The organism is Pseudooceanicola marinus (genome assembly GCF_020177265.1).
Classification (GTDB): Bacteria; Pseudomonadota; Alphaproteobacteria; order Rhodobacterales; family Rhodobacteraceae; genus Pseudooceanicola; species Pseudooceanicola marinus_A.
Genome location: NZ_JAIVMC010000018.1, coordinates 13583 through 40057 on the forward strand (window position 1 = coordinate 13583; position 26475 = coordinate 40057).

General features: G+C 66.1%; 22 protein-coding genes. 7 read left to right on the top strand and 15 right to left on the bottom strand.

Annotated features, from left to right (window positions below; all coding sequences use genetic code 11):
* Position 1: 1 nt before the first annotated feature.
* From LC066_RS20650 to LC066_RS20700, 11 genes are all read right to left on the bottom strand, one after another.
* The gene (locus LC066_RS20650) at positions 2 to 754 is read right to left on the bottom strand and encodes a hypothetical protein (protein ID WP_224903219.1); all 753 of its coding nucleotides are present in this window, start codon (positions 752 to 754) and stop codon (positions 2 to 4) included.
* An 11-nt stretch (positions 755 to 765) separates the two neighbouring features.
* Positions 766 to 2085 (bottom strand): O-antigen ligase family protein, encoded by a 1320-nt coding sequence (locus tag LC066_RS20655; RefSeq protein ID WP_224903222.1) that lies wholly within the window; start codon positions 2083 to 2085, stop codon positions 766 to 768.
* Positions 2082 to 3206, bottom strand: a complete 1125-nt coding sequence (locus tag LC066_RS20660; protein ID WP_224903225.1) for a glycosyltransferase family 4 protein — start codon at positions 3204 to 3206, stop codon at positions 2082 to 2084. Before LC066_RS20660 ends, LC066_RS20655 begins: the two co-directional genes overlap by 4 nt.
* Positions 3203 to 4333, bottom strand: a complete 1131-nt coding sequence (locus LC066_RS20665; RefSeq protein WP_224903228.1) for a glycosyltransferase family 4 protein — start codon at positions 4331 to 4333, stop codon at positions 3203 to 3205. The genes LC066_RS20660 and LC066_RS20665 overlap by 4 nt, the downstream gene beginning before the upstream one ends.
* A complete protein-coding gene (locus tag LC066_RS20670; RefSeq protein WP_224903238.1) occupies positions 4333 to 5499 on the bottom strand; it encodes a nucleotide sugar dehydrogenase in 1167 nt (388 codons plus the stop codon). The genes LC066_RS20665 and LC066_RS20670 overlap by 1 nt, the downstream gene beginning before the upstream one ends.
* Before the next feature lie 46 nt (positions 5500 to 5545).
* Entirely contained in the window at positions 5546 to 6982 is a 1437-nt protein-coding gene (locus LC066_RS20675) for a mannose-1-phosphate guanylyltransferase/mannose-6-phosphate isomerase (protein WP_224903241.1), read from the bottom strand.
* A 135-nt stretch (positions 6983 to 7117) separates the two neighbouring features.
* Complete coding sequence (locus LC066_RS20680) at positions 7118 to 8191, bottom strand: hypothetical protein (protein WP_224903244.1); 1074 nt, start codon at positions 8189 to 8191, stop codon at positions 7118 to 7120.
* 44 nt (positions 8192 to 8235) lie between these two features.
* A complete protein-coding gene (locus LC066_RS20685; RefSeq protein WP_224903247.1) occupies positions 8236 to 8973 on the bottom strand; it encodes an SDR family oxidoreductase in 738 nt (245 codons plus the stop codon).
* 27 nt (positions 8974 to 9000) lie between these two features.
* Positions 9001 to 10323, bottom strand: coding sequence for an FAD-binding oxidoreductase (locus tag LC066_RS20690; protein ID WP_224903250.1), 1323 nt, complete (start codon positions 10321 to 10323; stop codon positions 9001 to 9003).
* Complete coding sequence (locus LC066_RS20695; protein ID WP_224903253.1) at positions 10320 to 10724, bottom strand: GtrA family protein; 405 nt, start codon at positions 10722 to 10724, stop codon at positions 10320 to 10322. Before LC066_RS20695 ends, LC066_RS20690 begins: the two co-directional genes overlap by 4 nt.
* Positions 10725 to 10735: 11 nt before the next feature.
* Complete coding sequence (locus LC066_RS20700; protein WP_224903256.1) at positions 10736 to 12154, bottom strand: UbiA family prenyltransferase; 1419 nt, start codon at positions 12152 to 12154, stop codon at positions 10736 to 10738.
* A 643-nt stretch (positions 12155 to 12797) separates the two neighbouring features.
* Here LC066_RS20700 and LC066_RS20705 point away from each other — a divergent pair.
* A complete protein-coding gene (locus tag LC066_RS20705; protein ID WP_224903259.1) occupies positions 12798 to 14798 on the top strand; it encodes an acyltransferase family protein in 2001 nt (666 codons plus the stop codon).
* Positions 14799 to 14846: 48 nt separating this feature from the next.
* Here LC066_RS20705 and LC066_RS20710 read toward each other — a convergent pair whose 3' ends face one another.
* Positions 14847 to 15872, bottom strand: a complete 1026-nt coding sequence (locus tag LC066_RS20710; RefSeq protein ID WP_224903262.1) for a replication initiator protein A — start codon at positions 15870 to 15872, stop codon at positions 14847 to 14849.
* A 507-nt stretch (positions 15873 to 16379) separates the two neighbouring features.
* Between LC066_RS20710 and LC066_RS20715 the strand changes: the two genes are divergently transcribed.
* Both LC066_RS20715 and LC066_RS20720 read left to right on the top strand, forming a co-directional pair.
* The gene (locus LC066_RS20715) at positions 16380 to 17756 is read left to right on the top strand and encodes an AAA family ATPase (protein ID WP_224903265.1); all 1377 of its coding nucleotides are present in this window, start codon (positions 16380 to 16382) and stop codon (positions 17754 to 17756) included.
* A gap of 309 nt (positions 17757 to 18065) precedes the next feature.
* Complete coding sequence (locus LC066_RS20720) at positions 18066 to 19130, top strand: ParB/RepB/Spo0J family partition protein (protein WP_224903268.1); 1065 nt, start codon at positions 18066 to 18068, stop codon at positions 19128 to 19130.
* A gap of 12 nt (positions 19131 to 19142) precedes the next feature.
* On the opposite strand, the gene LC066_RS20725 is transcribed toward LC066_RS20720, so the two are convergent.
* Positions 19143 to 19865 carry a sulfotransferase family 2 domain-containing protein gene (locus LC066_RS20725; protein WP_224903271.1) on the bottom strand — a complete coding sequence of 241 codons (723 nt, stop codon included), beginning with the start codon at positions 19863 to 19865 and terminating at the stop codon, positions 19143 to 19145.
* Positions 19866 to 20180: 315 nt separating this feature from the next.
* On the opposite strand from LC066_RS20725, the gene LC066_RS20730 reads away from it, so the two are divergent.
* Positions 20181 to 21275, top strand: coding sequence for a TRAP transporter substrate-binding protein (locus tag LC066_RS20730; RefSeq protein ID WP_224903274.1), 1095 nt, complete (start codon positions 20181 to 20183; stop codon positions 21273 to 21275).
* 235 nt (positions 21276 to 21510) lie between these two features.
* Here the strand turns inward: LC066_RS20730 and LC066_RS20735 are convergent, their stop codons facing one another.
* Together LC066_RS20735 and LC066_RS20740 are read right to left on the bottom strand one after the other, a co-directional pair.
* The gene (locus tag LC066_RS20735; RefSeq protein ID WP_224903277.1) at positions 21511 to 22902 is read right to left on the bottom strand and encodes a TRAP transporter large permease; all 1392 of its coding nucleotides are present in this window, start codon (positions 22900 to 22902) and stop codon (positions 21511 to 21513) included.
* Positions 22902 to 23477, bottom strand: coding sequence for a TRAP transporter small permease subunit (locus LC066_RS20740; protein ID WP_224903280.1), 576 nt, complete (start codon positions 23475 to 23477; stop codon positions 22902 to 22904). Before LC066_RS20740 ends, LC066_RS20735 begins: the two co-directional genes overlap by 1 nt.
* A 359-nt stretch (positions 23478 to 23836) precedes the next feature.
* On the opposite strand from LC066_RS20740, the gene LC066_RS20745 reads away from it, so the two are divergent.
* Genes LC066_RS20745 through kdsA form a run of 3 tightly spaced genes read left to right on the top strand, consistent with a single transcriptional unit; the run spans position 23837 to position 26475 of the window.
* Positions 23837 to 24817 carry a KpsF/GutQ family sugar-phosphate isomerase gene (locus LC066_RS20745; RefSeq protein ID WP_224903282.1) on the top strand — a complete coding sequence of 327 codons (981 nt, stop codon included), beginning with the start codon at positions 23837 to 23839 and terminating at the stop codon, positions 24815 to 24817.
* A gap of 48 nt (positions 24818 to 24865) precedes the next feature.
* On the top strand, positions 24866 to 25651 hold the full coding sequence (locus LC066_RS20750) for a 3-deoxy-manno-octulosonate cytidylyltransferase (RefSeq protein WP_224903284.1): 786 nt from the start codon (positions 24866 to 24868) through the stop codon (positions 25649 to 25651).
* Complete coding sequence (kdsA, locus tag LC066_RS20755; RefSeq protein WP_224903286.1) at positions 25648 to 26475, top strand: 3-deoxy-8-phosphooctulonate synthase; 828 nt, start codon at positions 25648 to 25650, stop codon at positions 26473 to 26475. The genes LC066_RS20750 and kdsA overlap by 4 nt, the downstream gene beginning before the upstream one ends.

Genomic DNA, 26475 nt, shown 5'->3' on the forward strand with positions numbered 1-26475 from the left:
TTCAGTCCTCACGGCCATGGCGTTCCCAATTGAACGCCCCCTCTTCGGCAACCAGCCGGTCGATGATGGCGGCGCTCAACCCCTCACGTTTCTCGCTCATCGGCTTCGAGTGGCGCACCTTGCCGATCCCCCCCGCCAGGCTCTCCCGGGCCTGCGCCCCCTCCGGCCGCGACACCCCCTGGAAGGCATCCACCCGGGCCAGGACGGCCCCCGGATCGGTGCGCAGGTCCAGGTAATCCAGGATCAGCACCCGCTCGGGGTCGCGGTCGGCCATCTCCTCCCACTTGGCGTAATAGCCATGCCATTCCCGCAGATAGGCCCGGGCCAGCCCGCCCTCGACGAACTGCGCCTCATCCGCGAACCAGTCGTTCGACAGACCCCAGCGGTAGATCGCGTCGATCCAGTCCCGCGGCCGCCGGAAGAGCACGACATGGCGCTGTTCCGCCGGGTAGCGGCAGATCCGGTTCACCTCGTCGATGCCCTGGACGTGCCGACGGTTGAGATAACGCCGGTCCATGACGATGCCGGTCTTGTCATCCTGCCAGCGGAAATGCTTGTGCCGCGGATTGGACCGGCCGGGATCGATCCGGTTCAGCACCCGGTAGTCCCCGATCTCCAGCACCGCGCAGAGATAGTTCGTCCCCGATCTCTGGATCCCCTGATGCACGATCGGATAGCGCCCCCGCGGCGGATCGCTCAGCCGCATCCAGGTCTTCCATGCCAGGTCATAACCGGAACTGAGAAGTGTCTTCATCTCGACAACGCCTATTCTGCGGGATGCAGGGCGGGGCCCCCGGGGGCCCCGCCCGCGTCCGGGGAGGCGGTCGTGCGCGTGCGCCGACGCACGCCCTCGACGGCCCGGCGGGGGCAGAGGCTCCCGGTGACGAAGAACAGGAAGATCGCGAACCAGGTCAGGAAGTGGTTCTGGTTGTGGTTCGACAGGGCGAACATGCAGGCGTTGATCGCCGCGATCACGGCGACGGTCTGCAGGTCGCTGTCGATCCAGTTCTGCGCCTGCTTCGACAGGAAACGCCGACGGAACAGCACGGAGACGGCCAGGAACACCCCGATGCAGAGGGAGAAACCCAGCACCCCCAGGCCGAAGAAGAACTGCAGGTAGGTGTTATGCAGGCCCGAGACCGTTGGGAATTCGAACCCGAGACCCAGCAGGGAGCTTTCGCTGAACTGCTCGTAGGCCGTGCCCCAGGCGGTATAGCGCACCCCCACGGAGGCCGAGCCGGCAACGGCCGAGCGATACCCGGTTTGCAGCACGTTCAGCGATTTCGACACGGTGTCGTCCGGCAGGATGATCACCACGGCGATGACCACCACCGTCAGGATGCCGATATAGCGCACCGTCTTGCCCGCGTTCACGCTCCACAGGGCAAAGATCACGCTAACGGCAAAGGACAGGTAGGCCGCGCGGGTGGTGGCCAGTGCCATGGCCATGAACCCCAGGCCCGCGATCGCGACCAGCAGGGGCAGGGACATGCGCCGGTTCCCGCGAATGATCAGCGCCAGGGCTGCGGTACAGAAAAACGCGGACATGGTGCCGAATTCGTTCGGATAGGACCCCGGGTTGAAGCGCAGGAGCCCGTAGCCATCCTGGGTCAGGACGTTGAACTGTTCGTAGAAGCTGCGCGGGAAGACATGGCTGGTCACCCCGAAATAGAGCACGCACCCGAGGACGGTGACCGCCAGGTAACCCTTGAAGGCCAGGATGACCATGTCCCAGGTCTTGTCCGTCCCCAGCTCCAGGCAGCGCCAGGCCGCCAGAACGAAGCTCCAGACGATCATGTTGTGCACGATCAGCCGCATGACCGGGTGCCGGACCGGCGAGACATTGGCCGGCAGGCTGTCCAGATTGAGCACGATCGAGACCAGCCCCACCAGGAAATACAGGACGAGCCAGATCACCAGCCTCATCGCCGAGCGGTAGCGCAGCAGGTAGAGCAGCGTCAGTGGCAGAAGCAGAAAGAAGAAGCGCACGAAATCCCCCAGCGGGAAGCCGGGCAGCAGGGCCTTTCCCATCGGGGCCGTCAGGAACAGAAGCCCCATGGCCAGCATGTTCACCGTGATCTTCAAACGTCCATTCCCTTCCATGCTGCGCGGACGGTGTCGTCCCAATCAGCCGCCACCTCGGCGATGCCGTAGGCCCGGGCCACCGGGGCCTGGCGCTGACGCAGCGCGCTCAGCCGGGCGGGATCGGTGGCCAGGGCCGCCAGCTCGCTCGCGATGGCTGCGGTGTCGTCCTGGGGAAAGAGCCCTGCCCCCCCGGCGGGGTGCAGGATCCCCCGGGGGCCGACGTGATCACTGGCGATCACCGCCAGGCCCGCGGCCAGCGCCTCGACCACGACGATACCGAAAAGCTCTTCCCAGGTCTCGGTCTTCCGGCTGAGCAGCATCAGAATGTCATGCTCGGCCATGATGCCGGCCAGTTTTGCCCGATCCATGACCGGGCCGAGGAAGGTGAGGCCCGCCGCCGGATCGGCGGCGGCGGCCTCGACCGCGCCGGCCAGCGGGCCATTGCCCACCACGGTCAGGCGGATCCCCTGCCCGGCCAGCTGCGGCATCATCTCCAGCAGTGTGCCGATCCCCTTCTTCTCCGAGATCTCGCCCACGTAGAGCAGCCGCAACCCCGGGGCCTGCCGCGGCGCATGCCGCGCCCCGGCCTCGAAGAAGACGGCCGGCACCGCATGGGGGATCACCCGGGCCTCCACGCCCGCCGCGGCGCGCACCGCCTCGGCGACCACCGGCGTCACCGCCACGGTGGTGACATTGGGGTGGCGCAGGAAGGCCAGCCATCGGCCCTGCAGCCAGCGTTTCAGGGCGGCGGGGCGCGGCTGGCGCGGGGTGCGCTCCAGCCCCCAGTCATGCCAGGAGGTGTGATAGAGGATGCGGTTGCGCCGGGCCAGGCCGCGGTAGATCAGCAGCCGCCAGTCCCAGGGGGCAAAGCCCATCACCACCACCTCGCCGCGCACCCCGGGCAGGGACAGGCGGAACAGCAGGTCGTGCCAGGCATTGGCCGTGCGCACCCCCGGCGGGGTCCGGTCGCGGCGCCAGGCGCGCAGCCATTCCTTGACCACCGAATAGCGATGCGCCCCGGTCAGCTGCACCCGCCCCTCGCGGGCCAGGTCGTAAAGCGCGGGGAAATACTTGGCCGGGTTGGTCTCGTGGATCAGCCGCAGGCGGATCGGTGCACTCATGCCTCACCTCCCGCCGCATCGCAAAGCGCCAGCAGCCCCTCGGCCTGCTTCTCCCAGGAGAAGGTCGCGGCGCGGGCCCGGCTGGCGGCGGATTTCTCCGCCCAGAAGGCCGGGTCCTCCATCAGTTGCGCGATGGCCGCGGCGATGGTCGCAGGATCGTCGCCCTGACAGTAGACCGCCGCCTCCCCGCAGCGTTCGCGCAACGAGGGAATCGAGGAGGAGACCACCGGGCAGCCGAAGGTCATGGCCTCGATCGGCGGCAGGGGCGAGGCCTCGTAGAAGGAGGGGAAGAGCAGGAAGCGCGCCCCGGCGAAGGCCTCGTAGATCTGCGCCGCGTCGTTGATCTGCCCGCGGAACTCCAGCCGGTCCTTCACCTCCTCCGGGATCTCCACCTCGACCCCGCCGAAGCTGGCCCCGGTCGAGCCGATGACCACGAACCGCATCTCCGGGTAGGCCTGCAGGAAGGCCACCGCCCCCTTCAGCACCCCTTCGGCGTTCTTCCGTCTGGTCAGCGAGCCGACGTAGATGCCATAGCCGCGCGCCTCCATCGGCCGGTTCGGGCCGGCGAAGGCCGCCGCCGCGTCCTGGTCGGGGATGCCGCCGTTCTGCAGGTAGGACAGCCGCCCCGATCCCTTGAGGAAGGGATAGTGCCGCTCCATCGAGGTTTCCTCGGCATGGGAGACCGTCACCACCTTCTCGGACCGCTTCAGGATCTGCGGCATCAGCGCGCCGTAGAAGGCGCGGAACTTCCAGTCGTAGGCGGCGGGAAAGTACTTGTAGGACAGGTCGTGCACCATGGTCACGACCGGCCGGCCCCGGGCCCGCAGCCGCGACAGCGGCGCGGTATTGCCCAGGCAAAGCAACGGCTCGGGGCCGCAGGCCGCAGGCAGCTCCAGCTGTTCCCACAGGTGCCCGCCGCGGCGGCCCACCCGTTCGGGGCGGATCGTCGTCAGCGCCGGCATGGCCACCAGTTCACCGGTGGCGGGCAACAGCAGGCGCGGCGGCGCGATGCGCCCCTCGGCCGCCATCCGGTCGAAGACCATCAGCGCCTCGCGCGCCACCCGCTGCACACCGGTCACCGGCTGCACCAGGAAACGCCCGTTCAGGGTGAAGGGAGGCTGGCGCATCAATCCGCACCGAAGAGATCACGGGTGAAGACCTTGTCGGCCACATCCGCCAGTTCCGCCGTGCGGCGGTTGGCGACGATGACATCGGCCTCGGCCTTGAAGGCATCGAGGTCGCGGATCACCCGGGAATTGAAGAAGGTCTCCTCCTCCAGCGCGGGTTCGTAGACGATGACCTCGATCCCCTTGGCCTTGATCCGCTTCATGATCCCCTGGATCGAGCTTTCGCGGAAGTTGTCGGAGCCGGCCTTCATCACCAGCCGGTGGATGCCCACCACCTTTGGGGCCATCCGCACGATCCGTTCGGCGAGGAAATCCTTGCGCGTGGTATTGGCCTCGACGATGGCGCGGATCAGGTTCTGCGGCACCTCGGAATAGTTCGCCAGGAGCTGCTTGGTGTCCTTGGGCAGGCAGTAGCCGCCGTAGCCGAAACTGGGGTTGTTGTAGTGGCTGCCGATGCGCGGATCATGCCCGATGCCCTCGACGATGGCGCGGGTGTCCATGCCGAAGGCCATGGCATAGCTGTCCAGCTCGTTGAAATAGGCCACCCGCAGCGCGAGGTAGGTATTGGCGAAGAGCTTGATCGCCTCGGCCTCGCTGGCACCGCAGAAGATCGTCGGGATGTCCTGCTTGATCGCGCCCTCGGCCAGCAGCCCGGCGAAGGTGCGGGCCCGGTCGCTGTCCTCGCCCACCACGATCCGCGAGGGGTGCAGGTTGTCGTAGAGCGCCTTTCCCTCGCGCAGGAATTCCGGGCTGAACAGGATGGTGTCGGTGCCGAAGCGCGCGTTCACCTCGGCAGTATAGCCCACCGGGATGGTGGACTTGATGATGATCGTGGCCGCGGGGTTGATCCGCAGCACGTCCCCGATCACCGCCTCGACGCTGCGGGTGTCGAAATGGTTGGTGACCGGGTCGTAATTTGTCGGCGTCGAGACGATGACGTAATCGGCGCCCGGGTAGGCCACCTCCGGGTCGGTGGTGGCGGTCAGGCGCAGCGGCCTGGTGGCCAGGTAGTCCTCGATCTCGGCGTCCTGGATCGGGCTCTTGCGGTCATTGACCTGAGCCACCCGCCGGGCCTCCAGGTCCAGGGCCACGACCTCGTGGTTCTGGGCCAGCAGGACCGCGTTCGACAGTCCCACGTAGCCGATGCCGGCAACGGCGATCTTCATTCCGATATCCTTTGTCCTGCAGCCCTGAGCCGCGCCTTCGGTGCGATCAGCTGCGGGCGTAGACATCCTCGTAGCGCACGATGTCGTCCTCGCCCACGTAGGCGCCGGTCTGGACCTCGATCAGCACCATCGGCACCTTGCCCGGGTTCTCCATCCGGTGGACACAGCCAAGCGGCAGGTAGACCGACTGGTTCTCGGTCACCAGCTTCACCTCGTCGTCGATGGTCACACGGGCGGTGCCTTCCACGACGATCCAGTGTTCGGAGCGGTGGAAGTGGCTCTGCAGCGACAGCGAGGCACCGGGATGCACCAGGATCCGCTTCACCTGGAAACGGTTGCCGACCACCAGGCTCTCGAACCAGCCCCAGGGGCGGTGATCCTTGGGGAAATGCGTGGCCTGGCTGGCGCCCTTCTGCTTCAGCGCGGCCACCGCCTTCTTCACATCCTGGGCCTTGGACATGTCGGCCACCAGCACGGCGTCGTTCATCGCCACCGCCATGATGTTGTCCAGACCGATGCCCACGACCTCCAGGTTTTCGCTGTCCGACCGCAGCAGGCTGTTGGTGCAGTCGATCGCCGTGGCATCGCCCGAGAGCGTCACCCCGTTCTCGTCCGGGCCGCCCTCGCGCCAGACCGCGTCCCAGCCCCCGAGATCGGACCAGCCGCCCGCGAAGGGCACGACGGACAGGTTGTCGGCCTTTTCCATCACCGCGTAGTCGATCGAGATGTCGTCGGCCTCGGACCAGGCCTCGGGATCCAGGCGCAGGAAGCCCAGGTCGGTCTTGGCCTTGGTCAGGGAGGTCTTCACCGGCTCGATCAGAGCCGGCGCATGGGCCTCGAAGGCGGCGATGATGTCCTTGGCGCGGAACAGGAAGATGCCCGCGTTCCACATGAAGTTGCCGGCCGCCAGCATTTCCGCGGCGCGGGCCTCGTCCGGCTTCTCGACGAAGCGAGTCAGCTTGACCGGGGCCCCCTGCGAGGGTTCGGAGAGTTCGAGGTAGCCATAGGCGGTCTCGGGGTGTGTCGGCGCAATGCCGAAGGTCACCAGGTCGCCGGCCTTCACCGCGTCGATCCCGCGCGCCACGGCGGCGTGGAAGGCGGCCGAGTCGGGGACCACGTGATCGGAGGGCGCCACCAGCATGATCCCCTCGGGGTTCACCTGGGCCTGGCGCAGGGCCGCGGCCAGCACGGCGGGGGCGGTGTTGCGGCCCTCGGGTTCGATCAGGATGGCGCCGGGGTCGATGCCCGCGCCCTGCAGCTGCTCGGTCACGATGAAGCGGAAATCGGAGTTGGTCAGCACCATCGGCGCCGAGAAGCCCAGATCGCCCGCCGCGCCGGACAGCCGTTTCGCCGAGGCCTGGAACAGCGTTTCCTCCCCCACCAGGGGGACGAACTGCTTGGGATAACTCTTGCGCGAAAGAGGCCAAAGCCGCGTGCCGGAGCCACCGCAAAGAAGGACGGGGGTAATGGTGGTGAATGCCATGTCGATACAAACCCAAGCGTAAAAAGGAACTTCTTCTGACTGTTATCAGGGAATGATCACGGCTCAACCCCTGCCCGGCGCGCGCCGCCCGATATTGCGACAGCGCCTTTGAAACCGGCAAGAACATGCCCAGCTCTAGGTCGCGTTATCACCGCTTGCCTTCACCCAGGGCAGGATGGACTGCGCAAGAACCACGGCGACGAGGGGCAGGGTATACATCTCGATGCGCCCGACGTTGCTGCCAATCTTGGCCATGATGCCGATCATCAGGATCGCGCCGAAAAGCCCCGCCAAATGCAGGCACGGTCCGATCAACCTGGCCCGCGCCCCCGGCTTCGCCCGCAGCGTGACCACGGCCAGCACCAGGGACAGGAAGACCACATTCTGAAGCAGGAAGCCTTGCAGGATGAACCGTCCATCGGGGCGGAAGTTCATCAGGCTGCGCACCCAGGCGGAAACGGACAACTGGGTTTCATGTCCTTCGACCGGGATGAAGGCCTTGCGCAGCAGGACATAGGCCAGGAAAGCCACGATGCTCCAGCCGAGGATGGGCAGGTAGGGGCGGATCCTGCGGGTGCGCAGCAGGTCGATGGCAGACAGGATCCCGAAAAAGATCGGCACCAGTTCCCGCTGACCGATGCTGATGGCGATCAGGAGGCCCAGGAGCACCCATCTCTCGCTCAGATAGAAATACAGTCCGATGCAGAACAGCAGCAGAGAGAACCCATCCGTCAGCCCGGAATAGCCGAACCAGATGACCTGGAGACTGGCAAGCGGCACCAGGCAACTGGCCGCCACGACCAGAAGACCAAGCGCGCCCTGCATATGCCGCATCAGGACCAGGAAAATGAAGGAGAAACCGGCAATGATGGACAGGTAGTTCACCAGGATCGCCGCGAGATAGACATCACGATCATAGCCCGGCATCTCGAAGGCCGTGGAGGAGGGAATGCTGACGCCGAGCTCCCACATCCAGTGGGTCAGGAACGCACTGCCCTGCCGGTAGATGAAGGGCGCATAGGTGGCCGTGAAATCACCGGGCGCAAGGTACATGTGATAGTACCTGAAAAAGTCTGAATTCGCCGCGGCCGGGTCGAAGAACCGATAGGACAGATAGACCATCGGGTAGGTGCAGAGCATCAGGAACAGAAAGATCAGGATATAGTTCAGCCCCCCCCGAGCCAGGTGACGATACGTATGGTTCAACATCTTCTGCCCCTCTCCAGTCCTGTCCCGCAATCCCGGCACGCCGCTCAGATGCTCATCTTCTTGAAGATCCCTTCGGGAATGCTCCGGATGATGAGCATGATGAGCCACCAGATCCGCCGGCAGTAGATCACGTTGCGCCGCTTCCGCACCGCCGTGAAAATGGCCTCCCCCAGTTCTTCGGGCTGGGCCGTCAGCTTCTCGGGCAGATCCAGCCCCTCCGTCATTTTCGTCGCGACGAACCCGGGCTTGACCGTCAGGACATGCACGTCGCTGGACGCCAGGCGATTGCGCAGCCCGGACAGGAAGGCGGAGAACCCTGCCTTGGCCGCCCCGTAGACGTAGTTGCTGGCCCGCCCCCGGTCCCCCGCCACCGAGGAGATTCCGACGATCGTCCCGCGTCCCCTCGCTTCAAAACGATTGGCGAACAGACCCAGCAGGAGCGCCGGGGCCTCGAAATTCGAGCGCATGTCCAGCGTCGCGGCCTCCAGGCTCTGCTCGTTGTCTTCCTGGTCGTTCATCGTTCCAACCGCACAGACGACGGTGATGGGAAGCTCGGGCAGGCTGTCGATGAAGGCTTCCAGCGCGCCGGTCTGCAGGACATCCAGCTCACAGGTCGTCACCTGGACCCCGTATCGCAGTTCGAGATCCGTCTTGATGTCGGCCAGGCCGGCTGTGTTCCGGGCCGCCAGCTGCACGGCATGGCCCGCCTGCGCGAAACGCCTTGCAACAGCCTGACCTATGTCCGACCTCGCACCCAGAACCAGTACCGCTTCCTTGCTCATCGCCCCGTCATCCCTCGAAGTCATCCATCAAATTCCCAAGCGCCGGGACTGCCGCGAGGAAAAGACATCCTTCCGGCCGGTCTCGGTTCGCATCGTTGCAAAATCGGGCGCCCGCCCGTCGGTTTCGAAAAACATCTCCGCATCCAGGAGCGCATCCTTGGCCAGGTAGAAGCGGCCACCATGGTCGCGCACGATCGGAAACAGCCTCTTGAGCAACGCAATGGACCTGGGCCGCGCGGGGAAATCCAAGGCCAGCGTGTAGCCCTCCATGGGGAAGGAAAAGGCACTCTCTTGGGGGCCGAACCGTTTCAGGACGGCCAGGAAAGACCCCTCGCCCGCCTCCGATATCTGCTGCAGAAGCTGCGTGAGGCCTGCCTCGGACCGGGCAAGCGGGAAGACACACTGGAACTGGACGAACCCGCGCCGCCCGTAGATCCGGTTCCATTCAAGAATGCTGTCGAGCGGATAGAAGTAGCTTTCCCAGTCCACGAGCTCGCTTGTCGCCTTCCGCCCCTTCCAATAGTAGAGCCTGTTGAACGCACGGACGGTCCAGCGGTTTAGGACGAACCCCGGAAACAAGAAGGGGACCTTCCGCAGCGCCTTCCGCCCCGTGGCAAAGGGGCGGCGCCTGCGCGTCCTGGGCAGATCCTCCAGGCAGGCATGTTCGCCCAGCATGACCAGCGAGCGCCCGAGGTCCGCCCCCCGCGCCAGACAGTCGATCCAGGCGACGGAATAGGTGGCCCCGGCGTTGTCCTCGAAGGCATTGATCGCCGCCTTGAGGTTGGGCGCCGCGATCGTCTCCTGCCGGATCCAGCCACTTTCGACCCGCGTCAACTGAATGGCCAGGCGTGTGATCAGGCCGGTCAGGCCCATGCCCCCCAGTGTCTGGTCAAACAGCTCGGGCGTGGCCTCCGGGCTGACCCTGCGGGTCTGTCCATCCGCCTCGACCAGATCCAGCCACAGGACACTGGCGCGGAACGAGCCATGCACATGGTGGTTTTTCCCGTGGACATCCGACGCCGCCATGCCTCCCAGGGTGACGAACCGGGTGCCCGGCGTCACCAGGGGGAACCAGCCCTGGGGCAGGACGGAGGAGATGACATCGGCCAGCAGCACCCCGGCCTGGGCGACCAGCACCCCGGTCGCCGGATCGAAGGAGATCATCCGGTCCAGGCGCCGCATTGAAATCGTCGCCGCCTCGTTCAGAGCGGGGTCCCCGTAGGCCCGGCCGTTCCCGCGCGCGATCACGGGGTCTTCCCCTTGCAGGTAGCCGGCCAGTTCCGCCTCGGCTCTCGGCGTCAGGACCCGGCAGTCCACAGGCGAGTAGCGCCCCCAACCTGACAGTTTCATGACACCCCCTGACGCGACGCCGTGAACACGTACTTCCGGTCCAGGAAGTATTTCAGGCAATAGCCGATGCTGAGGCCCAGAATGGCGCCGACCTCACGCATCATCTGCGTCTGCCAGATGACCCAGAACGCGGTTTCCATGCCCCAGAAGACGGCCGTCGTGACCAGTCCCATGGCCGTGTAGAGTCCGAATTTGCGCCCATGGGCCGCGATGCCGCTTTCCGTATCGAAGAAAATCCATTTCTTATCGAGGACGTACTTCGTCATGAGACCGGCAGCGGTTCCCGCCAGCAGCGCCAGGACGAAAATGTAGGGCTCTGCGGAGTACAAAAGCACGAGGCGCTGCACGAGCAGGTTCACCGCCGTGGAGACCACCGCGAAAGCAGCGTAGAGGCATATCATCTTCACCCTGGTCATATCGCGTAGGCGCCCAGGCCGCAGGCCGCGATGAGGACCAGGCAGATTCGGCTGATCCTGTCCTTCAGGGCGAAGATGACCGGATCATCATGCATCTGCCCGCGATGTGTCAGCATGACCACCCGGCTGATCCAGTAGAGCAGGACCAGGCACACCCCCCACAGCAGATACGGGGAGCTGTAGAGGTCCTGGACATTTGGCTGGCTCAGATAGAGCGCCATGACCAGCACGGAGGTGTACCCCGCGGAAATGGACATCATCGACACGATCGGCAGATCATCGACGCGATACCCACGGCCGCTCGCCTTCTTCTTTCCCGAGGCCGCGCCATCGGTCAGTTCCGCCTGCCGTTTCACCGCGGCCAGGGAGAAGAACAGGAACATGGAGAAGGCCAGCAACCAGACGGAGAGCATCACCTCGGCGGCGACCCCGCCGGCGATGACGCGCAGCGTGTAGAGCCCGGACAGCACGCAGATGTCGATGATCATCTTGCGCTTCAGGCTGAAGGAATAGGCTGTCGTCGTCATGTAGTAGGCGATCATGACAAGCAGGAAGGAGCCGCTGATCAAGCTCGACAGCAGGACCCCCAAAGCCAGCGTGGCCGGGGCCATCCAGGTGCCATGCTTGAGGTGCAGCGCGCCGGACGCAAAGGGCCGTTTGCACTTGCGGGCATGGGCCCGATCCGGTCCGAGGTCCAGCAGATCATTGGTCAGGTACACGCTCGATGCGACCATGCTGAAGGCGATAAAGGCCAGCAGTGCCACGCTGACAGAGGACAGGCTCAGGTCATGAGCGGCAAGCAGGGGCAGGAAGATCAGGACGTTCTTCAGCCACTGATGCGGTCTGACGGCGGTCAGCGCGGGCTTCAGGCTGCCCCGCCCGCCGCCGATGTAGTCCGTCGTCTTCCCCAGGGCGTCGATGCGCCGCCGCAGTCCGGGCCCGGCCTCCACGGCCACGATCTCCTGCGCGCCCTCCCACACGGCCAGATCTGCCGTCGAATCCCCGGCATAGACGTACCCGGGCTCGGCAAAACGCTCCTGCAGGAACGCCGCCTTGTTGCCCCCCTTCAGATTGTGTTCGGCCGTCGACCCGTGGACCTCGTCGAAGATCCCGAGATGGGCGGCGATCCGCTCCGCCAGGGCCTGGTTCGACGCGGTGACAAGCGCCGTCCGTTGCCCTTCGGCCCTGGCAGCCTTGATCCGCGCGATCACCTCCTCGTTGTAGGGAAGGGTCGTGACATCGACGTCGGAGGCCTGCGTAAGCTTCTCCTTCAGTTCGGCGCGGCTACCACTGGACAGCAGGATCCCGGGAAGAGCGCGCGGGTGTTGCGCCGCGACGTTCCAGAAGGTTTCGAACAACATATCCGAGCGGAGAAGCGTTCCATCCAGATCGACGACATAGACACGGTTCGTCATGGGAGGATCTATTTCTTTCATTTTAAATTTTATTAGTTATTTCAGACACCTAAAATAAGGTCACGTCCAAGGTACCCTCATTCGATTCGGGGTCGCACCGCAAGCGGAGCGCTGCGCCTCCGGAGGCCCTGCCTGTGGAAAGCGCTCTGTCCCGATCCCGTCCAGCCTCTCCCCCTTGGGGGAGCAGGGCGCGGGGCAGACGGGTTTCGCAAGGGGCCACCATGGATCAATGAGCCTTCCTTTCGCTGACACCTGGCATGCTACATGCCCACTTTGTCGAAACTATATCCTTGCGGGTGAGATCGCGCATTTTCCCTCATGCGGGAAGATTGCCTCTCGGGATCGCCTGAAAACTGTGCGCAGATCGGACCTGTTGCGCCCTCGGGACCCGGACTCCTTGCAAATCGGACCCTCCCCAAGGCTTTCTTGGTCCCATACGGACTAGCCTGCCTGTCCGCGCCCGTCGGCGGCACACCCGGAGCCGGGCAGGCGCCCCGTCAGACCTGTCTCCTTTCGGCAGACCACCGACCAGGACCCGATTTGCGCCTCTCTCCCCCTTTCCAGCCTTGCCTACCCCCCGCGCGTCGCGGAATATCCCCCTGATTATCCCTCAAAAACCTCTTTTCATTGAGAAAATGATGCAATGTCAAAGATAGATTACAGAACGGATATCGACGGCCTTCGCACGCTTGCTGTCTTGCCAGTCGTTTTCAATCACGCCCACCTTCCCGGGTTTCCGGGCGGCTTCGTCGGTGTCGATATCTTCTTTGTCATCTCCGGTTTCCTGATCACCAAGATCCTGGCGCGGGAAATCTCGGAAGGGCGTTTCTCCATCCTGCGCTTCTACGAACGCAGGGCCCGGCGCATCCTGCCCGCGCTTTTCACCATTCTCATCGCCTGCCTGATCGGAGGCTATTTCCTGTTCACCCCGGAACGCTTCGATGCCCTGGGCAAATCGATCGTCGCAACACTGGTGTTCAGTTCGAACATCTGGTTCTGGCAGGGTGCCGGGGACTACTTCGGGACCAATGTCGAACTGGAGCCCCTTCTCCACACCTGGTCACTGGCGGTCGAAGAGCAGTTCTACCTGGTGTTCCCGCTTCTGTTGCTGGCGCTCTCCCGCCTGCAGCGCAGCCTGTGGATCGTGATCGTCACGCTGATCTCCCTGCTGTCCTTCGGCCTGTCACTCTGGCTGACGCAGGCCGCACCAACGGCCAACTTCTACCTGGTCCCGTCCCGGGCCTGGGAGCTGGGCGCGGGCGCCCTTCTCGGCCTGGGCGCCTTTCGCCTGCCCCGCAGCCAGGTCTTTGCCGAGATCGCCGCACTGACCGGGGTCGTGCTCATCGCCGCCAGCATCGTCCTGATCACCTCCGAAACCCCCTTCCCCGGGCTGGCCGCGCTGCCGCCGGTCGCCGGCGCGAGCCTCGTCATCTACGCGGGCCTGAACAGGACGACGGTCGTCAGCCGCGGCCTGTCTCTCCGCCCCATGGTCTGGATCGGCCTGATTTCCTATTCTCTCTACCTCTGGCACTGGCCCATCCTGATCGTTGCCCGCACGGTTTCCCTGCAGGGTACGGAGCTGCCCATTCTCACCGCGCTCTTCTGCGTCATGCTGTCGGTCCTCATGGCATGGATCAGCTGGCGCTACATCGAACGTCCCTTCCGCAAGACCTCTGGCCGGGGCGCGCTGTCCCAGGCCCATATCTTCTCCCTGTCGGGGCTGGGCATGGTCGTGCTCGGCCTCTGCGGCGTCGTCATCGCCAAGAACGACGGCAACCTGTCCCAGTTTCCCCCGGACCGCCTGGCGATCTACAATGAAAGCATCCAGCGGGACGGGCTGGACATCAAATGCCTGAACCACGCGACAGACGAGCCCTGCTTCATCGGTGCGCCCCAGGCCCAGGCCACGCCATCGGTCCTGATCCTGGGGGATTCACATGCCGCCGCAATGATGCCCAGCTTCCACCTCTGGCTGGAAGAGAATGCTGCCGGGGGCGTGGTCTACACCCGGCAGGGTTGCCCCCCGCTGCTGGAGGTGTATCGCACGAATATCGAAGCCAGCCGGAGTTGCCGGGACTATCCCGAGGCCGCCCTGGAGGCCATTGCGCAGACCCCGTCGATCCGTACGGCGATCCTCTATGCACGTTGGGCCATCTACACGGAAGGCACACGGTCGGACCATGAAGAAGGTTCCTCGTTCACGCTCGCCGAATACGAACAGCCGGTACGCGGCATGGCCGACAATGCCCGTCTCGTGGCCCTGGGCCTGGAAAAGCTCGTGCAGGAGCTTCAGGCCCGCGGGATCGACGTCGTGCTCCTGAAGGGAACCCCCGAGGTCGGCTTCGGCGTCCCAGGCCTGTTTCTGAGATATGGCAGCGAGATCCCCGAGCCGATGCGGCCGAGCGCGGAAGAGGTCGCCCTGCGCAATGCCCGGGCCGACCAGATCCTGGAGACCACCGCGCAGACCTACGAGACCCAGCTGATCTCCCCGCGGGAGGTTCTCTGCGAGACCCATTGCAAGATCATCCTGGACGGCCGCCCCCTCTACCGGGACGACGATCACCTGAGCAGGACCGGCGCCGACTATGTCGGCTCACGTGTGCTGTCCCGGATTGTCCTGCCCGGCTTGGCGCCCAAGCCCTAGGCCAGGCACGGCCCTGCCCGCCCCTTCCCGGGGCTCGGCCGGTCCGGGCTATCTCGCGGCCAGCCGCTTGCCGACGAAGCCCAGGAAGGCCCGGTCGGCCGAACGCAGGCGCGGGCGGCCCGAGCTGGCCCAGAAGGCGCGCCATTCGGCCTCCAGCGCGTAGACGTCCGCGCCGGGCATGATGTCGCGGGCCCGTTCCAGCGCCTCGGGGCTGAGCGGCGGCGCGGCGGGACCTTCCTCCACCACCTGGGCGCGGCGGGTGAACCGGATGATGTCGCCCTCTTCCTCGACCATCTCGTAGTCAGGCAGATGCCCCTGCTCGATCATGTCGCGGATCATCTTGCGGAACACCCGGCGGGGGGAGGCCGAGCCCGATTTCTTCAGCAGCACCTCGACCGAAACCCGCCATTCGGGCTGCTTGCCGCAATGCTTGCGGGCCAGCTCGTAGATCCGCCGCTCCAGCGGTTTCCGGAGGCGGAAGTAATCGCGGGAAAGCGTCAGCACAGATTTCGACAGCACCGCGCGGAACAGCCAGTCCGACAGGGTCACGGTGACCGAGACCATCCGCCCGCCCCGGCTGCGCTTCACGATCTCCCAGGATTCAATCAGACCGAAGCCGCTGGTCACCTCGGTGTCGCCGGTGGTGATATTGGTGGTGATCCGGGTGCCCGCGAGCCGCTCGAAGGCCTCCTTCAGGCGGCGGTAGGCATCGCCGGAGGTCTCGCGATTGGTGGCCACCAGCAGGTCATGGGCGCGCAGGGTCAGGGTGCGGCTGACCGCCCGGCCCGCGTTGATCGCCGCCATCAGCTGGCTGATGCAGAAGATCAGGATGTCCTTGTCGTGGATCGTCGCCAGCCCCTTCATCGAGGGGGTGACCTCGACGGTGGTGCCGCGATGCTCATAGCTCAGGATGCGCCGGTCGGGGCGGGTCGACAGGGTGAAGACGGGGTGTTCCATCGTCGCGATGTCGTCCTTCGGCAGCGCATCGAAGATGTCGCAGACGAAGAAATCCACCTGGGGATGGCGGTCGGGCAAAAGGGCGCCCTGCCCCGCTGTTAGGGATGTTCCGGCCATGGCTGCCCGTTCCTGCGGCGCGGATCGCTCCGGCCGGTTTCGCCTCTGCGTCCCGACCTTGCGGCCCGACGCCCTGCTCGTGAACCCGGTCCGATCCCCTGCTTTGCGACGCAGCCTGTCGCCTTGGCCGGGGCCGGCCTTTTCGTGGTTTCATTGACGCTCACCCTAAGAGTGTGCCCCGCCCGGGTCCAGCCTTCTCTTCGGGGGTTCGGAGTCGCTTCAACGGGGGTTCAGAGTCGCCCTATCGGGGGTTCAGAGTCAGGCAAGGCTTTCAGCTGCCGGGATCTCTTTTTTTTCTCAATGTCTTAGGAGAAATCCCCAGACTCCGTAACACTATAAATAACACATATCTAACAGAGACAGAAAATCACCACCGCTCCGATCCTGCCCGTTTTCCCCCCAGAAAAGTCCCACCTTTTCAAAGAAAAAGGGAATCAGATGCCGATCCGGGTTACATATGCCCCCTTTCATGGTATCTTTGAAAAAACGCGGCACATGAGGTGAGCGATGAGCGAGCAGCCCCCCTATTTCAATATCGACCCCGACCGCGCCCTGCGGGATCTGGAGGCGCCCTTTTCCACCGCCCGCTTCGCCGAGGTGGCCGAGGCCTGCGCCCGGGGACGGGGCGATCTGGCCTCGCGCGGCATGGACGAGGAGGGGAAGAAATCCCTGCGCCTCTTCTCCACCTGGGAGATTACCCGCTACCTGATCCCCGTGGCCACCCCGCATTTCCGCCGGGTGCTGCGCGCCAACCCGGATCTGCCCCAGGGCCGGTCCGAGACCGAGGGCGGGGCGAAATGGTTCACCCTCGACGAGGTACTGCGCCTGCGCGCCCATTTCGCCGCCGAAGGATCGAAGACCAAGGAATACCTCCCCTACCGCCCCGAGGGCCTGCCGGCGAAGATGGTCGCCGTGGCCAACTTCAAGGGCGGCGTGGGCAAGACCTCCACCGCCGCGCATCTGGCCATGTCGGCGGCGCTCGACGGCTACAAGGTGCTGGTGGTGGACCTGGACAGCCAGGGGTCGATGACCTCGATTTTCGGCGGCCGCGTCGAAGACGAATGGCAGACCGTCTTCCCGCTTCTGGGGCGCCACTACGCCCGCCACCTGCGGGCGCAGAACCAGGCGCGGATGGATCGGGGTGAGGCCCCCCTGCCCCTCGACGACACGCTGTCCGAGGCGCTGGAGATCAAGGCCGGCGATCTCGTCCAGAAGACCCACTGGCCCAACATCGACCTGATCGGGGCGCAGCTGAACCTCTACTGGTCCGAGTTCCAGATCCCTGTCTGGCGCATGCAGGCGCGCGGGTGGAAACTTTGGGATGCGCTGACCGAAAGCCTGGAGGCCGACGGGGTGCTGGACGAGTATGACGTGATCTTCCTCGATACCCCCCCGGCCCTCGGCTACCTGACGATCAACGGGCTGGCCGCCGCCGACATCCTGCTGGTGCCTCTCGGCGCATCCTTCCTGGAGTTCGATTCAACGGGGCGTTTCTTCGACATGCTGCATTCCACCTTCGCCTCGATCGAGGAGGGGGAGAACATGGCCGCCCGCGCCCTGGGCCGCGAGGGGCTGTCCTTTGAATGGGACGCGGTGCGTGCGGTCATCACCCGCTACGACGGGGCGCAGCAGGGCGAGCTGGCCTCGCTGATGCAGGCCTACCTCGGCCCGGTCCTGTCCCCCGAACGGCAGGATTACACCGCGCTGATCGGCCAGGCGGGGGAACAGGTGAATGGCATCTACGAGGCCGATTACCGCGACTTCAACCGCGAGACCTACGTGCGCGGCCGGGCCACCTTCGACGAGACCTACGCCGGCTTCAAACGCCTGTTGCTGGCCACCTGGCGCCGCGACGAGCTGGCCGCGCGGGAGGCGGCGGAATGAGCGGATTGTTTCGCGCGCGAAACAACTTTCGGCCTGCGGCCGAAGCCTCCGGCGGGAGTATTTGTGGCCTGCGTATGAAAGCAGGACTGTCCTTTTCCCATACGCAGGCCGGAAATACTCCGGGGGGGACCGCCGCAGGCGGGCGGGGGCAGAGCCCCCTTCCCTCTGATTTTCCCGGGCCCTCTGATCTGCCCCGTCCCAGCGGGGCGCAACGTTTCGCGCGCGAAACACATGGCGCCCGTAGCCCCCACGCCCCCTTAACCCCTGCCGCCCAGCCTGCGGGGATCCCAGCCCGAAAGGAGCCCGTCCATGGCCAAGCGTAAACGTCTGACCCCCGCCAACCCCGAGTTCCTGGGCACTCCCGAGGGCAAGCCGCTGCCGCAGACCGGCCTGGCCGCCGAGCCCGAGGTCCCCGAGGCCGCCCCGGAAACCAAGAGCATTCCCCTGGGCGTCGCCCCGGTGCGCACACGCCAGCCGCCGATTGCCCGGGTCTCGGGCGAAAGCGCGGCCCAGGCTGCGCTGGAGGAACTCTCGGCGGAAATGACCCGTGCCCGCGACGAGGGGCGGCTGGTGCAATCCCTGCCCCTGTCGGCGATCGACCCCGGTCACCTGGTGCGCGACCGCATGGCCGCCGGGGCGGACGAGGATCTGACGGCCCTGGTCGAGAGCCTGCGCGCCCGGGGCCAGCAGACCCCGATCGAGGTGGTGGACCACGGTCCGGGCGCGCGGCCGCGCTATGGCCTGATCTCCGGCTGGCGGCGCCTGTCGGCGCTGACGCAGCTGCAGGCGGAGGATCCGACGTTCGGCCAGGTGCTGGCCCTGATCCGCGCGCCGAAGACCGCCTCGGAGGCCTATGTGGCCATGGTCGAGGAAAACGAGATCCGCGTCGGTCTCAGCTATTACGAACGCGCCCGGATCGCGGTGAAATCGGTCGAACAGGGGGTTTATCCCGATCTGAAGACCGCGCTGAACACGCTTTTCGCAAATGTTTCGCGCGCGAAACGTTCGAAGATCAAGAGCTTCACTCGCCTGGTCGAGGCGCTGGATGGCGCGTTGAGCTTCCCCACCCAGATCGGGGAACGCTTGGGCCTGGATCTGGCCAGGCGGCTGGAGGAGGAGCCGGGGCTGGAGGATCGGTTGCGCGGCCGGCTGGCCGAGGCCGGTCCCGCCAACCCGCAGGAGGAACAGGCCCTGCTGGCCCAGGCCCCGGGGCCCTCGGACCCGGGGCGCCGGGCCCCGGCGGAGGGGGAGGTGCAGACCGACAGGCGGGGGGGCGTCGCGATCCGCTACGACAGCGCCAAGGGGCGCGCGGTCCTGACAGGTCTCGATGCACGCACCCATGCCGCGCTTCTGGCCTGGCTGGACCGCGGCTAGGCCAGCGACGTCTCAGAAGTCGTAGCCGAGCATGTCGATGTCGCGGCGATAGAGCGTGGCCACGAAGTCCCGGGCGTCGGGGGTATAGGCCTCGCTGTACGGCAGGTGCCGGGAAGCCCTTACATGGGAGATATCGGCGGTTTGCGCCGGCAGGCCGAGGGCCTCGCGCACCCGCGCCATGTCGTCGGCGAAGTGCTCGGTCCGGCCGATGAAGTCCATTGCCGGCCGGGCCTCCCCGGGCAGGCAGATCCAGTCTGCCTGGGGGACGAAATGCACGTATGACATCACCTTCCGCCGGTATTTTCCGTCCTCGCTCATCTTGTCCACGAAGGCGGTGAAATCCTTCAGGTCCCGTAGGTAGAGATCCGCGAAGGCCTCATCGGGGCGCGAGGTGCCCTTGCCCTGGTGCAGGTAGGAAAAGGCGGACAGGAAGCGATCCCAGGGATTGCGCACGAAGGTGAACTTGAAGAAGTCCCGCGTTTGCACCGGATCGTAGACATCGAATTCCAGCAGGGCGCGGTGGCCGTATTTCGGCTGACCGTAGAGCTCGGTCTTGACGCTGGAGCCGGAGGCCTTGGGGATGTGGATGAAGATCGCCCGGCTGCGCAGCACCTCGGGCTTGAAGGGGCTGCCGCTGCGGTAGAGGCGGGCAAAGCCGGACTGCAGGGGGCTGCCGTGGATGAGGCGATAGAGCTTCTGCTTGATCGCGAAGGCATTGGGGTTCTTGAGGGCCATGCAATTCCTTTCCCTCTCGGGACTATGCTCATCAAACGCCGAAAACAGGATCATTCCGGGGGAAAGAACTGGCGGTCTGGGGCGAGAGTAGTCACCGGGTGTCGGGTTGGAAAGCAAAGGGTGCCAGCGGCCCCGCCTGGCGCGAAACCCCGCCCTCGCGCTGATGCGGGAAGAGGCAGACGCCCGGGGTCTCTTTGCGCCTCGGGGCGGGCCGGTCCTCTGGACAGTCCCTGCCCGACCTGTATTGATGCGCCCGCTCGGGCCGGGACCCTATGTGCCCGTAGCACAGACCTTCAGACCCCCGTGGGAGGAAACATGGACCGTCGTTCTTTCATCCGCCGTGGCGCCCTGGCCGGTGCCGGCGCCGGCGCTGCCGCCCTGGCAACCCCTGCCGTCGCCCAGGACCGCATCACCTGGCGCATGGTCACCACCTGGCCGAAAAACTTCCCCGGCCTCGGTGTCGGCGCACAGCGCCTGGCCGACCGCATCACCGCCGCCTCCGGCGGGCGCCTGACCGTGCAGGTCTATGCCGCCGGCGAGATGGTGCCGCCGCTGCAGTCGCTGGATGCCGTGATCGACGGCACCGCCGAAATGAGCCATGGCGCCGCCTACTACTGGCAGAACAAGTCCACCGCGCTGAACTTCTTCACCGGCGTGCCCTACGGCATGACCTCGCAGGAGCTGTCGGCCTGGGTCGTGCACATGGGCGGGCAGGAGCTCTGGGACGAGGTCTATGACCAGTTCGGCGTCCAGGCCTTCCTGTCGGGCAACACCGGCGTGCAGGCGGGCGGCTGGTTCCGCGACGAGCTGACCGGTCTGGACAGCCTGCAGGGCCTGCGCTTCCGCACCCCCGGCCTCGGTGGCCGCGTGTGGGAGAAGATGGGCGCCACCGTGACCAACATGGCCGCGGGCGAGATCTTCCAGGCGCTGCAATCGGGGGCGCTGGACGCGGCCGAGTTTGTCGGCCCCTACAACGACCTCGCGCTCGGCTTCTACCAGGTGGCGAAGAACTACTACACGCCGTCGTTCACCGAGCCGGGCCTGGCGACGGAGCTGGTGGTCGACAAGGCCAAGTTCCAGGAACTGCCCGCCGACCTGCAGGAGATCGTCCGCGCGGTCTGCCAGTCCGAATACGACACCGTCACCTCGGACTTCATGGCCAACGACCCGCGTGCGCTGCAGACCTTGGTCAACGACCACGACGTGCAGGTCCGGGCCTTCCCCGACGAGATCGTCGAGGCCGGCGCCCAGGCCGCGATGGAGGTGATCGCCGAGCTGCGTGATACCGGCGACGAGATGACCAAGAAGGTCACCGAGCATTTCATCAGCTCGCTGAACCTGATGCGCACCCGTTCCGAAGGCAACGAGATGAGCTACCTGCAGGCGCGGAACCAGTACTTCTCGCTCTGATTTTTCTCTTTGAAAATCAAAAGGCCCGGACAATGTCCGGGCCTTTTTTGTTTCGGCCTGCGGCCGAAGCCTCCGGCGGGAGTATTTTCAGCTGTCGGATGAACAGGACGCCGCGCCCCACCTTATCCGACAGCCATAAATACTCCGGGGGAGACCGCCGCAGGCGGGCGGGGGCAGAGCCCCCTTTCCCGTCCCATTGTCCCCTCCGGCGAGGGGCGGCAGAGCCTCGCCTCCCTCAGCCCGCGATCACCGAGGGCAGCCAGGTGACCACGCCGGGGAAGGCAAACAGCAGCGCGATGGCCAGGATCTGCAGCATCACGAAGGGCAGGATGCCGCGGTAGATGGCCGAGGTCGGCACGCTGTCGGGGGCCACGCCGCGCAGGTAGAAGAGCGCGAAGCCGAAGGGCGGCGTCAGGAAGGAGGTCTGCAGGTTCACCCCCACCATGACGCCCAGCCAGACCGGGCTGATATCCATGCCCAGCAGGATCGGCGCGGTGATCGGGATCACGATGAAGATGATCTCGAAGGTGTCGAGGATGAAGCCCAGCACGAACATGATCGCCATGACCACCGCCACCGCCATCAGCGGGCCGCCGGGCAGGCCGGTCAGGAACTCATGCACCAGGGCGTCGCCGCCCATCATCCGGAAGACCACCGAGAAGACCGCGGCGCCGAAGAGGATGATGAAGACCATGCTGGTGATGGTGGCGGTCTGGACGGCCGTTTCATGCAGGATCTTCGCGGAGAGCTTCCAGCGGAAGGCGGCCAGCAGGGTGGCGCCGACGGCCCCCACCGAGGCCGCCTCCGTGGGCGTGGCGATACCGCCGAGGATCGAGCCCAGAACCGCCAGGATCAGCAGGAGCGGCGGCAGCAGCGCGGTGAAGATCTCGCGCTTCAGCTGGGCCTTTTCGGAGGCCGGCACGGGAGTCGCGGGGCAGCTTTCGGGGTCGGTTACCGCCTTGAAGATCACCCAGCCGATGTAGAGCGCGACCAGCATCACGCCGGGCAGCATGGCGCCCGCGAAGAGGTCGCCCACGGAAACCGGGGTGGGGGCGAAGTTGCCCTTGGCCATCTGCACCTGGGCGTTGATGCCCGAGAGCATGTCGCCCATGAAGATCAGCACCGTGGATGGCGGGATGATCTGGCCGAGCGTCCCGGAGGCGCAGATCACCCCGGTGGCCAGCGTCGGCTTGTAGCCCGCGCGCATCATCGCGGGCAGCGAGATCAGCCCCATGGTGACCACCGTGGCCCCCACGACGCCGGTCGAGGCCGCCAGCATGGCGCCCACGATCACCACCGAGATCGCCAGCCCGCCGCGCATGTTGCCAAACAGCTTGCCCATGGTCAGCAGGAGCTGTTCGGCGATCTGCGAGCGTTCCAGCATCACCCCCATGAAGACGAAGAGCGGCACCGCCACCAGCACCTCGTTGGTCATGTAGCCGATGTAGCGGTTGGCCAGTGAGCCGAAGTTCGACGGATCGAACACGCCGAAATACATGCCGAGGGCGGCGAAGAGCAGCGAGGTGCCGGCCAGGGTGAAGGCCACCGGGAAGCCCAGCAGGAGGAAGCCGATGATCCCGAGGAACATCAGGCCCGAGAGCGTTTCTCCGATCAGGACGGGATCCATCAGACGGCCTCCGTGGGATGGGTGGGATCTTCGCCGCGGCCATAGCGCAGGCGGGCGGGCACCAGGTCTTCGCGCCCTGCCAGCATCAGGATCGAGCGCAGGATCATCGCGATGCCCTGCAGCGCGATCAGCACCGCGAAGGCCAGGATAAAGGTCTTCAGCACGAAGAGGCCGGGCATGCCGCCGACGTTGGCCGAGCCTTCGCCGTAGCGCCAGGAGCGCTGCACGAAGGGCAGGGCGTAGATCCAGACCACGTACATGGAGGGCAGCAGGAAGAGCACCACGCCCACCAGGTCGATCACCGCCTTCTTCTTCGGCGCGGCCGGGCGGTAGAAGATGTCGACGCGCACGTGGTTGTCGCGCAGCAGCGCGAAACCGGCGACCCCGGTGAACATGGCGCCGTTCAGCCAGATGTAGAGATCCTGCATCCAGACATGGCTGACGGCGAAGACATAGCGCTGCACCACCACGGTGAAGCAGACGAGCACGATGCCCACCGACAGCCAGGACAGGATCGTCCCGACCACGGTGTTGATCGCGCAGATGATGGCGGCGATCCGCCCGAGGATATTCATGACGCGTCCTCTTGCTGCTGCGGGCCGGGCAGGGCCCGGCGGTTCCGCGCTCTATGCCCGGGGGGCGAGGGGAGTCCAAGCGGTACGAGGGCGGATCAGGTCGAAATGGCGTGAAAAAGACGCAGGCGGGGCTGGTCGCCCCCCGTGTTTCGCGCGCGAAACAGTTCCCTCCGGTCCGGGCGGAGCCCGGCAATCTCTCCGGGGGAGAGATTGAGGAGGGAACGGGCGCAGTCCAACGGGTCCGGACGCGCCGCCCCTGTGGAGGGGCAAATGCAGCTTGCTGCCCGGGGACGGGCGGTGTCTCTTGCCCTCTGCCGGCCTTCGGGGCTATGCCGACGGCCAATGAAGGAGCCCAGATCATGACCGCATCCGACCTGAAGAACGACGTGCTGGACGAGATGGCACGGGTGCTGTCGGTGGAGGCCGGGGCGCTGACGCAGATGGCCGGCGCCCTGGGCGCCCCGCACCGCGAGGCGATCGACATCCTGCGCGCCGTCACCGGCCGCGTGGTGGTCGCCGGCGTCGGCAAGTCGGGCCACGTGGGGCGCAAGATCGCCGCCACCTTCGCCTCCACCGGCACGCCGGCGCAGTTCGTCCACCCGACCGAGGCCAGCCATGGCGATCTGGGCATGATCACCGCCGGAGACGCCTGCCTGGTGCTGTCGAACTCGGGCGAGACCACGGAGCTGGCCGACCTGCTGACCTATGCCCGGCGCTTCTCCATCCCGCTGATTGCCATCACCCGCCGTGCGCAAAGCACCCTGGCGCGCGAGGCCGACGTGGTGCTTCTGCTGCCTGACGCCGACGAGGCCTGCCCCATGGGCATGGCGCCGACCACCTCGACCACCGCGACCCTGGCGCTTGGCGATGCGCTGGCCGTGGCGCTGATGATGGGGCGGGGCTTTGGCCGCGATGATTTCCGCGTCTTCCACCCCGGCGGCAAGCTGGGCGCGCAGCTGCTGCGCGTCGAGGCGGTGATGGTGCCCGCCGCCGAGCTGCCGCTGGTGACCGCAGAGCTGCCGATGCGCGAGGGGCTGGTGTCCATGTCCGGCAAGGGCTTCGGTGTTCTGGGGGTGACCGAGGACGGCACGCCCGGCAGCCAGCTCACCGGCATCATCACCGACGGCGACCTGCGCCGTCACCTCGATCGGCTGTTCGACGCCAGTGTGGGGGAAGTCGCCACCGCCGGGCCCAAGGTCATCGCCCCGGATGCCCTGGCCTCGGAAGCGGTGCAGGTGATGAACGAAAAGAAGATCACCGCGCTCTTCGTCGTCGATGAGGCGGGCCGGCCCCTGGGGCTGATCCGTCTGCACGACTGCCTGCGCGCCGGTGTGGCGTAACCTGTGGCCTGATCCCGCAGCCTGACCCTGTCGCCTGAGGAGGCTCCCATGGACACCGTCATCCTGATCCCCGCCCGCTATGCCTCGACCCGCTATCCGGGCAAGCCGCTGGCGGTGCTGACCGGCCCCGACGGGGCCAAGTCGCTGATCCAGCGAAGCTGGGAGGCGGCCATGGCGGTGCCCGAGGCCGATGCGGTCTTCGTGGCCACCGATGACGCGCGTATCGCCGAGGCCGCCCGCGGCTTCGGGGCCGAGGTCATCATGACCGGCGAGGACTGCCGCAACGGCACCGAACGCTGCGCCGATGCCCTGGCGCGGGGCGGGCTGTCGCCGGAACTGGTGGTGAACCTGCAGGGCGACGCGCCGCTGACCCCGCACTGGTTCCTCAGCGATCTCATTGCCGCCATGCGCCGGGACGAGACGCTGGATGCGGCCACCCCCGTCCTGCGCTGCGATCCGGAAACGCTGTCGATGTTCCTGGAAGACCGAAAGAACGACCGGGTGGGGGGCACGACGGCGGTCTTCGACGCAGGCCAGAACGCGCTCTACTTCTCCAAGGAAGTGATCCCCTACACGGGCGGCAAGTCCTTTGATCCCGGCGCCGTGCCGGTCTTCCACCACGTCGGCGTCTATGCCTACCGCCCGCGCGCCCTGACCGCCTATGGCCAATGGGCCGAAGGGCCGCTGGAAAAGCTGGAAGGGCTGGAACAGCTGCGCTTCCTGGAGAACGGCGCGAAACTGAAATGCGTCGAGGTCGACGCCAAGGGCCGCCTCTTCTGGGAGCTGAATAACCCCGAGGATATCGCCCGCATCGAGAAGGTCCTGAACGCATGAGCCCCAAGACTGTCGAGATCCGCGACCTGAGCGTCGCCAACGACCGCCCCTTCACCCTGCTGGCCGGTCCCTGCCAGCTGGAAAGCCTGGAGCATGCGCGCATGCTGGCGGGCTCCCTGGCCGAGACCTGCGCCGATCTGGGCATCCCCTTCGTCTTCAAGGCCAGCTACGACAAGGCCAACCGCTCGTCCCTGTCTGGGGTGCGCGGTCTGGGGATCGAGAAGGGGCTGGAGATCCTGAATGCGATCCGCGAGGAATTCGGCTGTCCGGTCGTCACGGACGTCCATGACGTGCCCCAGGTGCAGCGCGCGGCGGAAGTGGTCGACATCCTGCAGATCCCGGCCTTCCTCTGCCGTCAGACCGACCTGCTGCTGGCCGCCGGGGAGACCGGAAAGGCGCTCAACATCAAGAAGGGCCAGTTCCTGGCGCCCTGGGACATGAAGAACGTCGCCGACAAGGTGGTCTCCACCGGCAACGAGAAGATCATGCTCTGCGATCGCGGCACCAGCTTTGGCTACAACATGCTGGTCAGCGATTTCCGCTCGCTGCCGATCATGGCCGAGACGGGCTTCCCGGTGGTCTTCGACGCCACCCATTCGGTGCAGCTGCCCGGCGGGCTTGGCGCCTCCACGGGCGGGCAGCGCGAGTTCGTGCCGCCGCTGGCGCGCGCCGCCGTGGCCGTCGGCACCGCCGCCCTCTTCATGGAGACCCATGAAGACCCGGACAACTCGCCCTCCGACGGGCCCAACATGGTGCCGCTGGCGGAGATGAAGGGCGTTCTGAGCCGGCTGAAGGCCATTGATGAACTGATGAAGGCGGGTTGA

What these genes read in the sequence shown, in the direction of transcription:
- LC066_RS20650 (WP_224903219.1), bottom strand. Translation starts at nt 754, where the DNA reads ATGAAGACACTTCTCAGTTCCGGTTATGACCTGGCATGGAAGACCTGG.
- LC066_RS20660 (WP_224903225.1), bottom strand. Translation starts at nt 3,206, where the DNA reads ATGAGTGCACCGATCCGCCTGCGGCTGATCCACGAGACCAACCCGGCC.
- LC066_RS20665 (WP_224903228.1), bottom strand. Translation starts at nt 4,333, where the DNA reads ATGCGCCAGCCTCCCTTCACCCTGAACGGGCGTTTCCTGGTGCAGCCG.
- LC066_RS20670 (WP_224903238.1), bottom strand. Translation starts at nt 5,499, where the DNA reads ATGAAGATCGCCGTTGCCGGCATCGGCTACGTGGGACTGTCGAACGCG.
- LC066_RS20675 (WP_224903241.1), bottom strand. Translation starts at nt 6,982, where the DNA reads ATGGCATTCACCACCATTACCCCCGTCCTTCTTTGCGGTGGCTCCGGC.
- LC066_RS20680 (WP_224903244.1), bottom strand. Translation starts at nt 8,191, where the DNA reads ATGTTGAACCATACGTATCGTCACCTGGCTCGGGGGGGGCTGAACTAT.
- LC066_RS20685 (WP_224903247.1), bottom strand. Translation starts at nt 8,973, where the DNA reads ATGAGCAAGGAAGCGGTACTGGTTCTGGGTGCGAGGTCGGACATAGGT.
- LC066_RS20690 (WP_224903250.1), bottom strand. Translation starts at nt 10,323, where the DNA reads ATGAAACTGTCAGGTTGGGGGCGCTACTCGCCTGTGGACTGCCGGGTC.
- LC066_RS20695 (WP_224903253.1), bottom strand. Translation starts at nt 10,724, where the DNA reads ATGATATGCCTCTACGCTGCTTTCGCGGTGGTCTCCACGGCGGTGAAC.
- LC066_RS20700 (WP_224903256.1), bottom strand. Translation starts at nt 12,154, where the DNA reads ATGACGAACCGTGTCTATGTCGTCGATCTGGATGGAACGCTTCTCCGC.
- LC066_RS20705 (WP_224903259.1), top strand. Translation starts at nt 12,798, where the DNA reads ATGTCAAAGATAGATTACAGAACGGATATCGACGGCCTTCGCACGCTT.
- LC066_RS20710 (WP_224903262.1), bottom strand. Translation starts at nt 15,872, where the DNA reads ATGGCCGGAACATCCCTAACAGCGGGGCAGGGCGCCCTTTTGCCCGAC.
- LC066_RS20715 (WP_224903265.1), top strand. Translation starts at nt 16,380, where the DNA reads ATGAGCGAGCAGCCCCCCTATTTCAATATCGACCCCGACCGCGCCCTG.
- LC066_RS20720 (WP_224903268.1), top strand. Translation starts at nt 18,066, where the DNA reads ATGGCCAAGCGTAAACGTCTGACCCCCGCCAACCCCGAGTTCCTGGGC.
- LC066_RS20725 (WP_224903271.1), bottom strand. Translation starts at nt 19,865, where the DNA reads ATGGCCCTCAAGAACCCCAATGCCTTCGCGATCAAGCAGAAGCTCTAT.
- LC066_RS20730 (WP_224903274.1), top strand. Translation starts at nt 20,181, where the DNA reads ATGGACCGTCGTTCTTTCATCCGCCGTGGCGCCCTGGCCGGTGCCGGC.
- LC066_RS20735 (WP_224903277.1), bottom strand. Translation starts at nt 22,902, where the DNA reads ATGGATCCCGTCCTGATCGGAGAAACGCTCTCGGGCCTGATGTTCCTC.
- LC066_RS20740 (WP_224903280.1), bottom strand. Translation starts at nt 23,477, where the DNA reads ATGAATATCCTCGGGCGGATCGCCGCCATCATCTGCGCGATCAACACC.
- LC066_RS20745 (WP_224903282.1), top strand. Translation starts at nt 23,837, where the DNA reads ATGACCGCATCCGACCTGAAGAACGACGTGCTGGACGAGATGGCACGG.
- LC066_RS20750 (WP_224903284.1), top strand. Translation starts at nt 24,866, where the DNA reads ATGGACACCGTCATCCTGATCCCCGCCCGCTATGCCTCGACCCGCTAT.
- kdsA (WP_224903286.1), top strand. Translation starts at nt 25,648, where the DNA reads ATGAGCCCCAAGACTGTCGAGATCCGCGACCTGAGCGTCGCCAACGAC.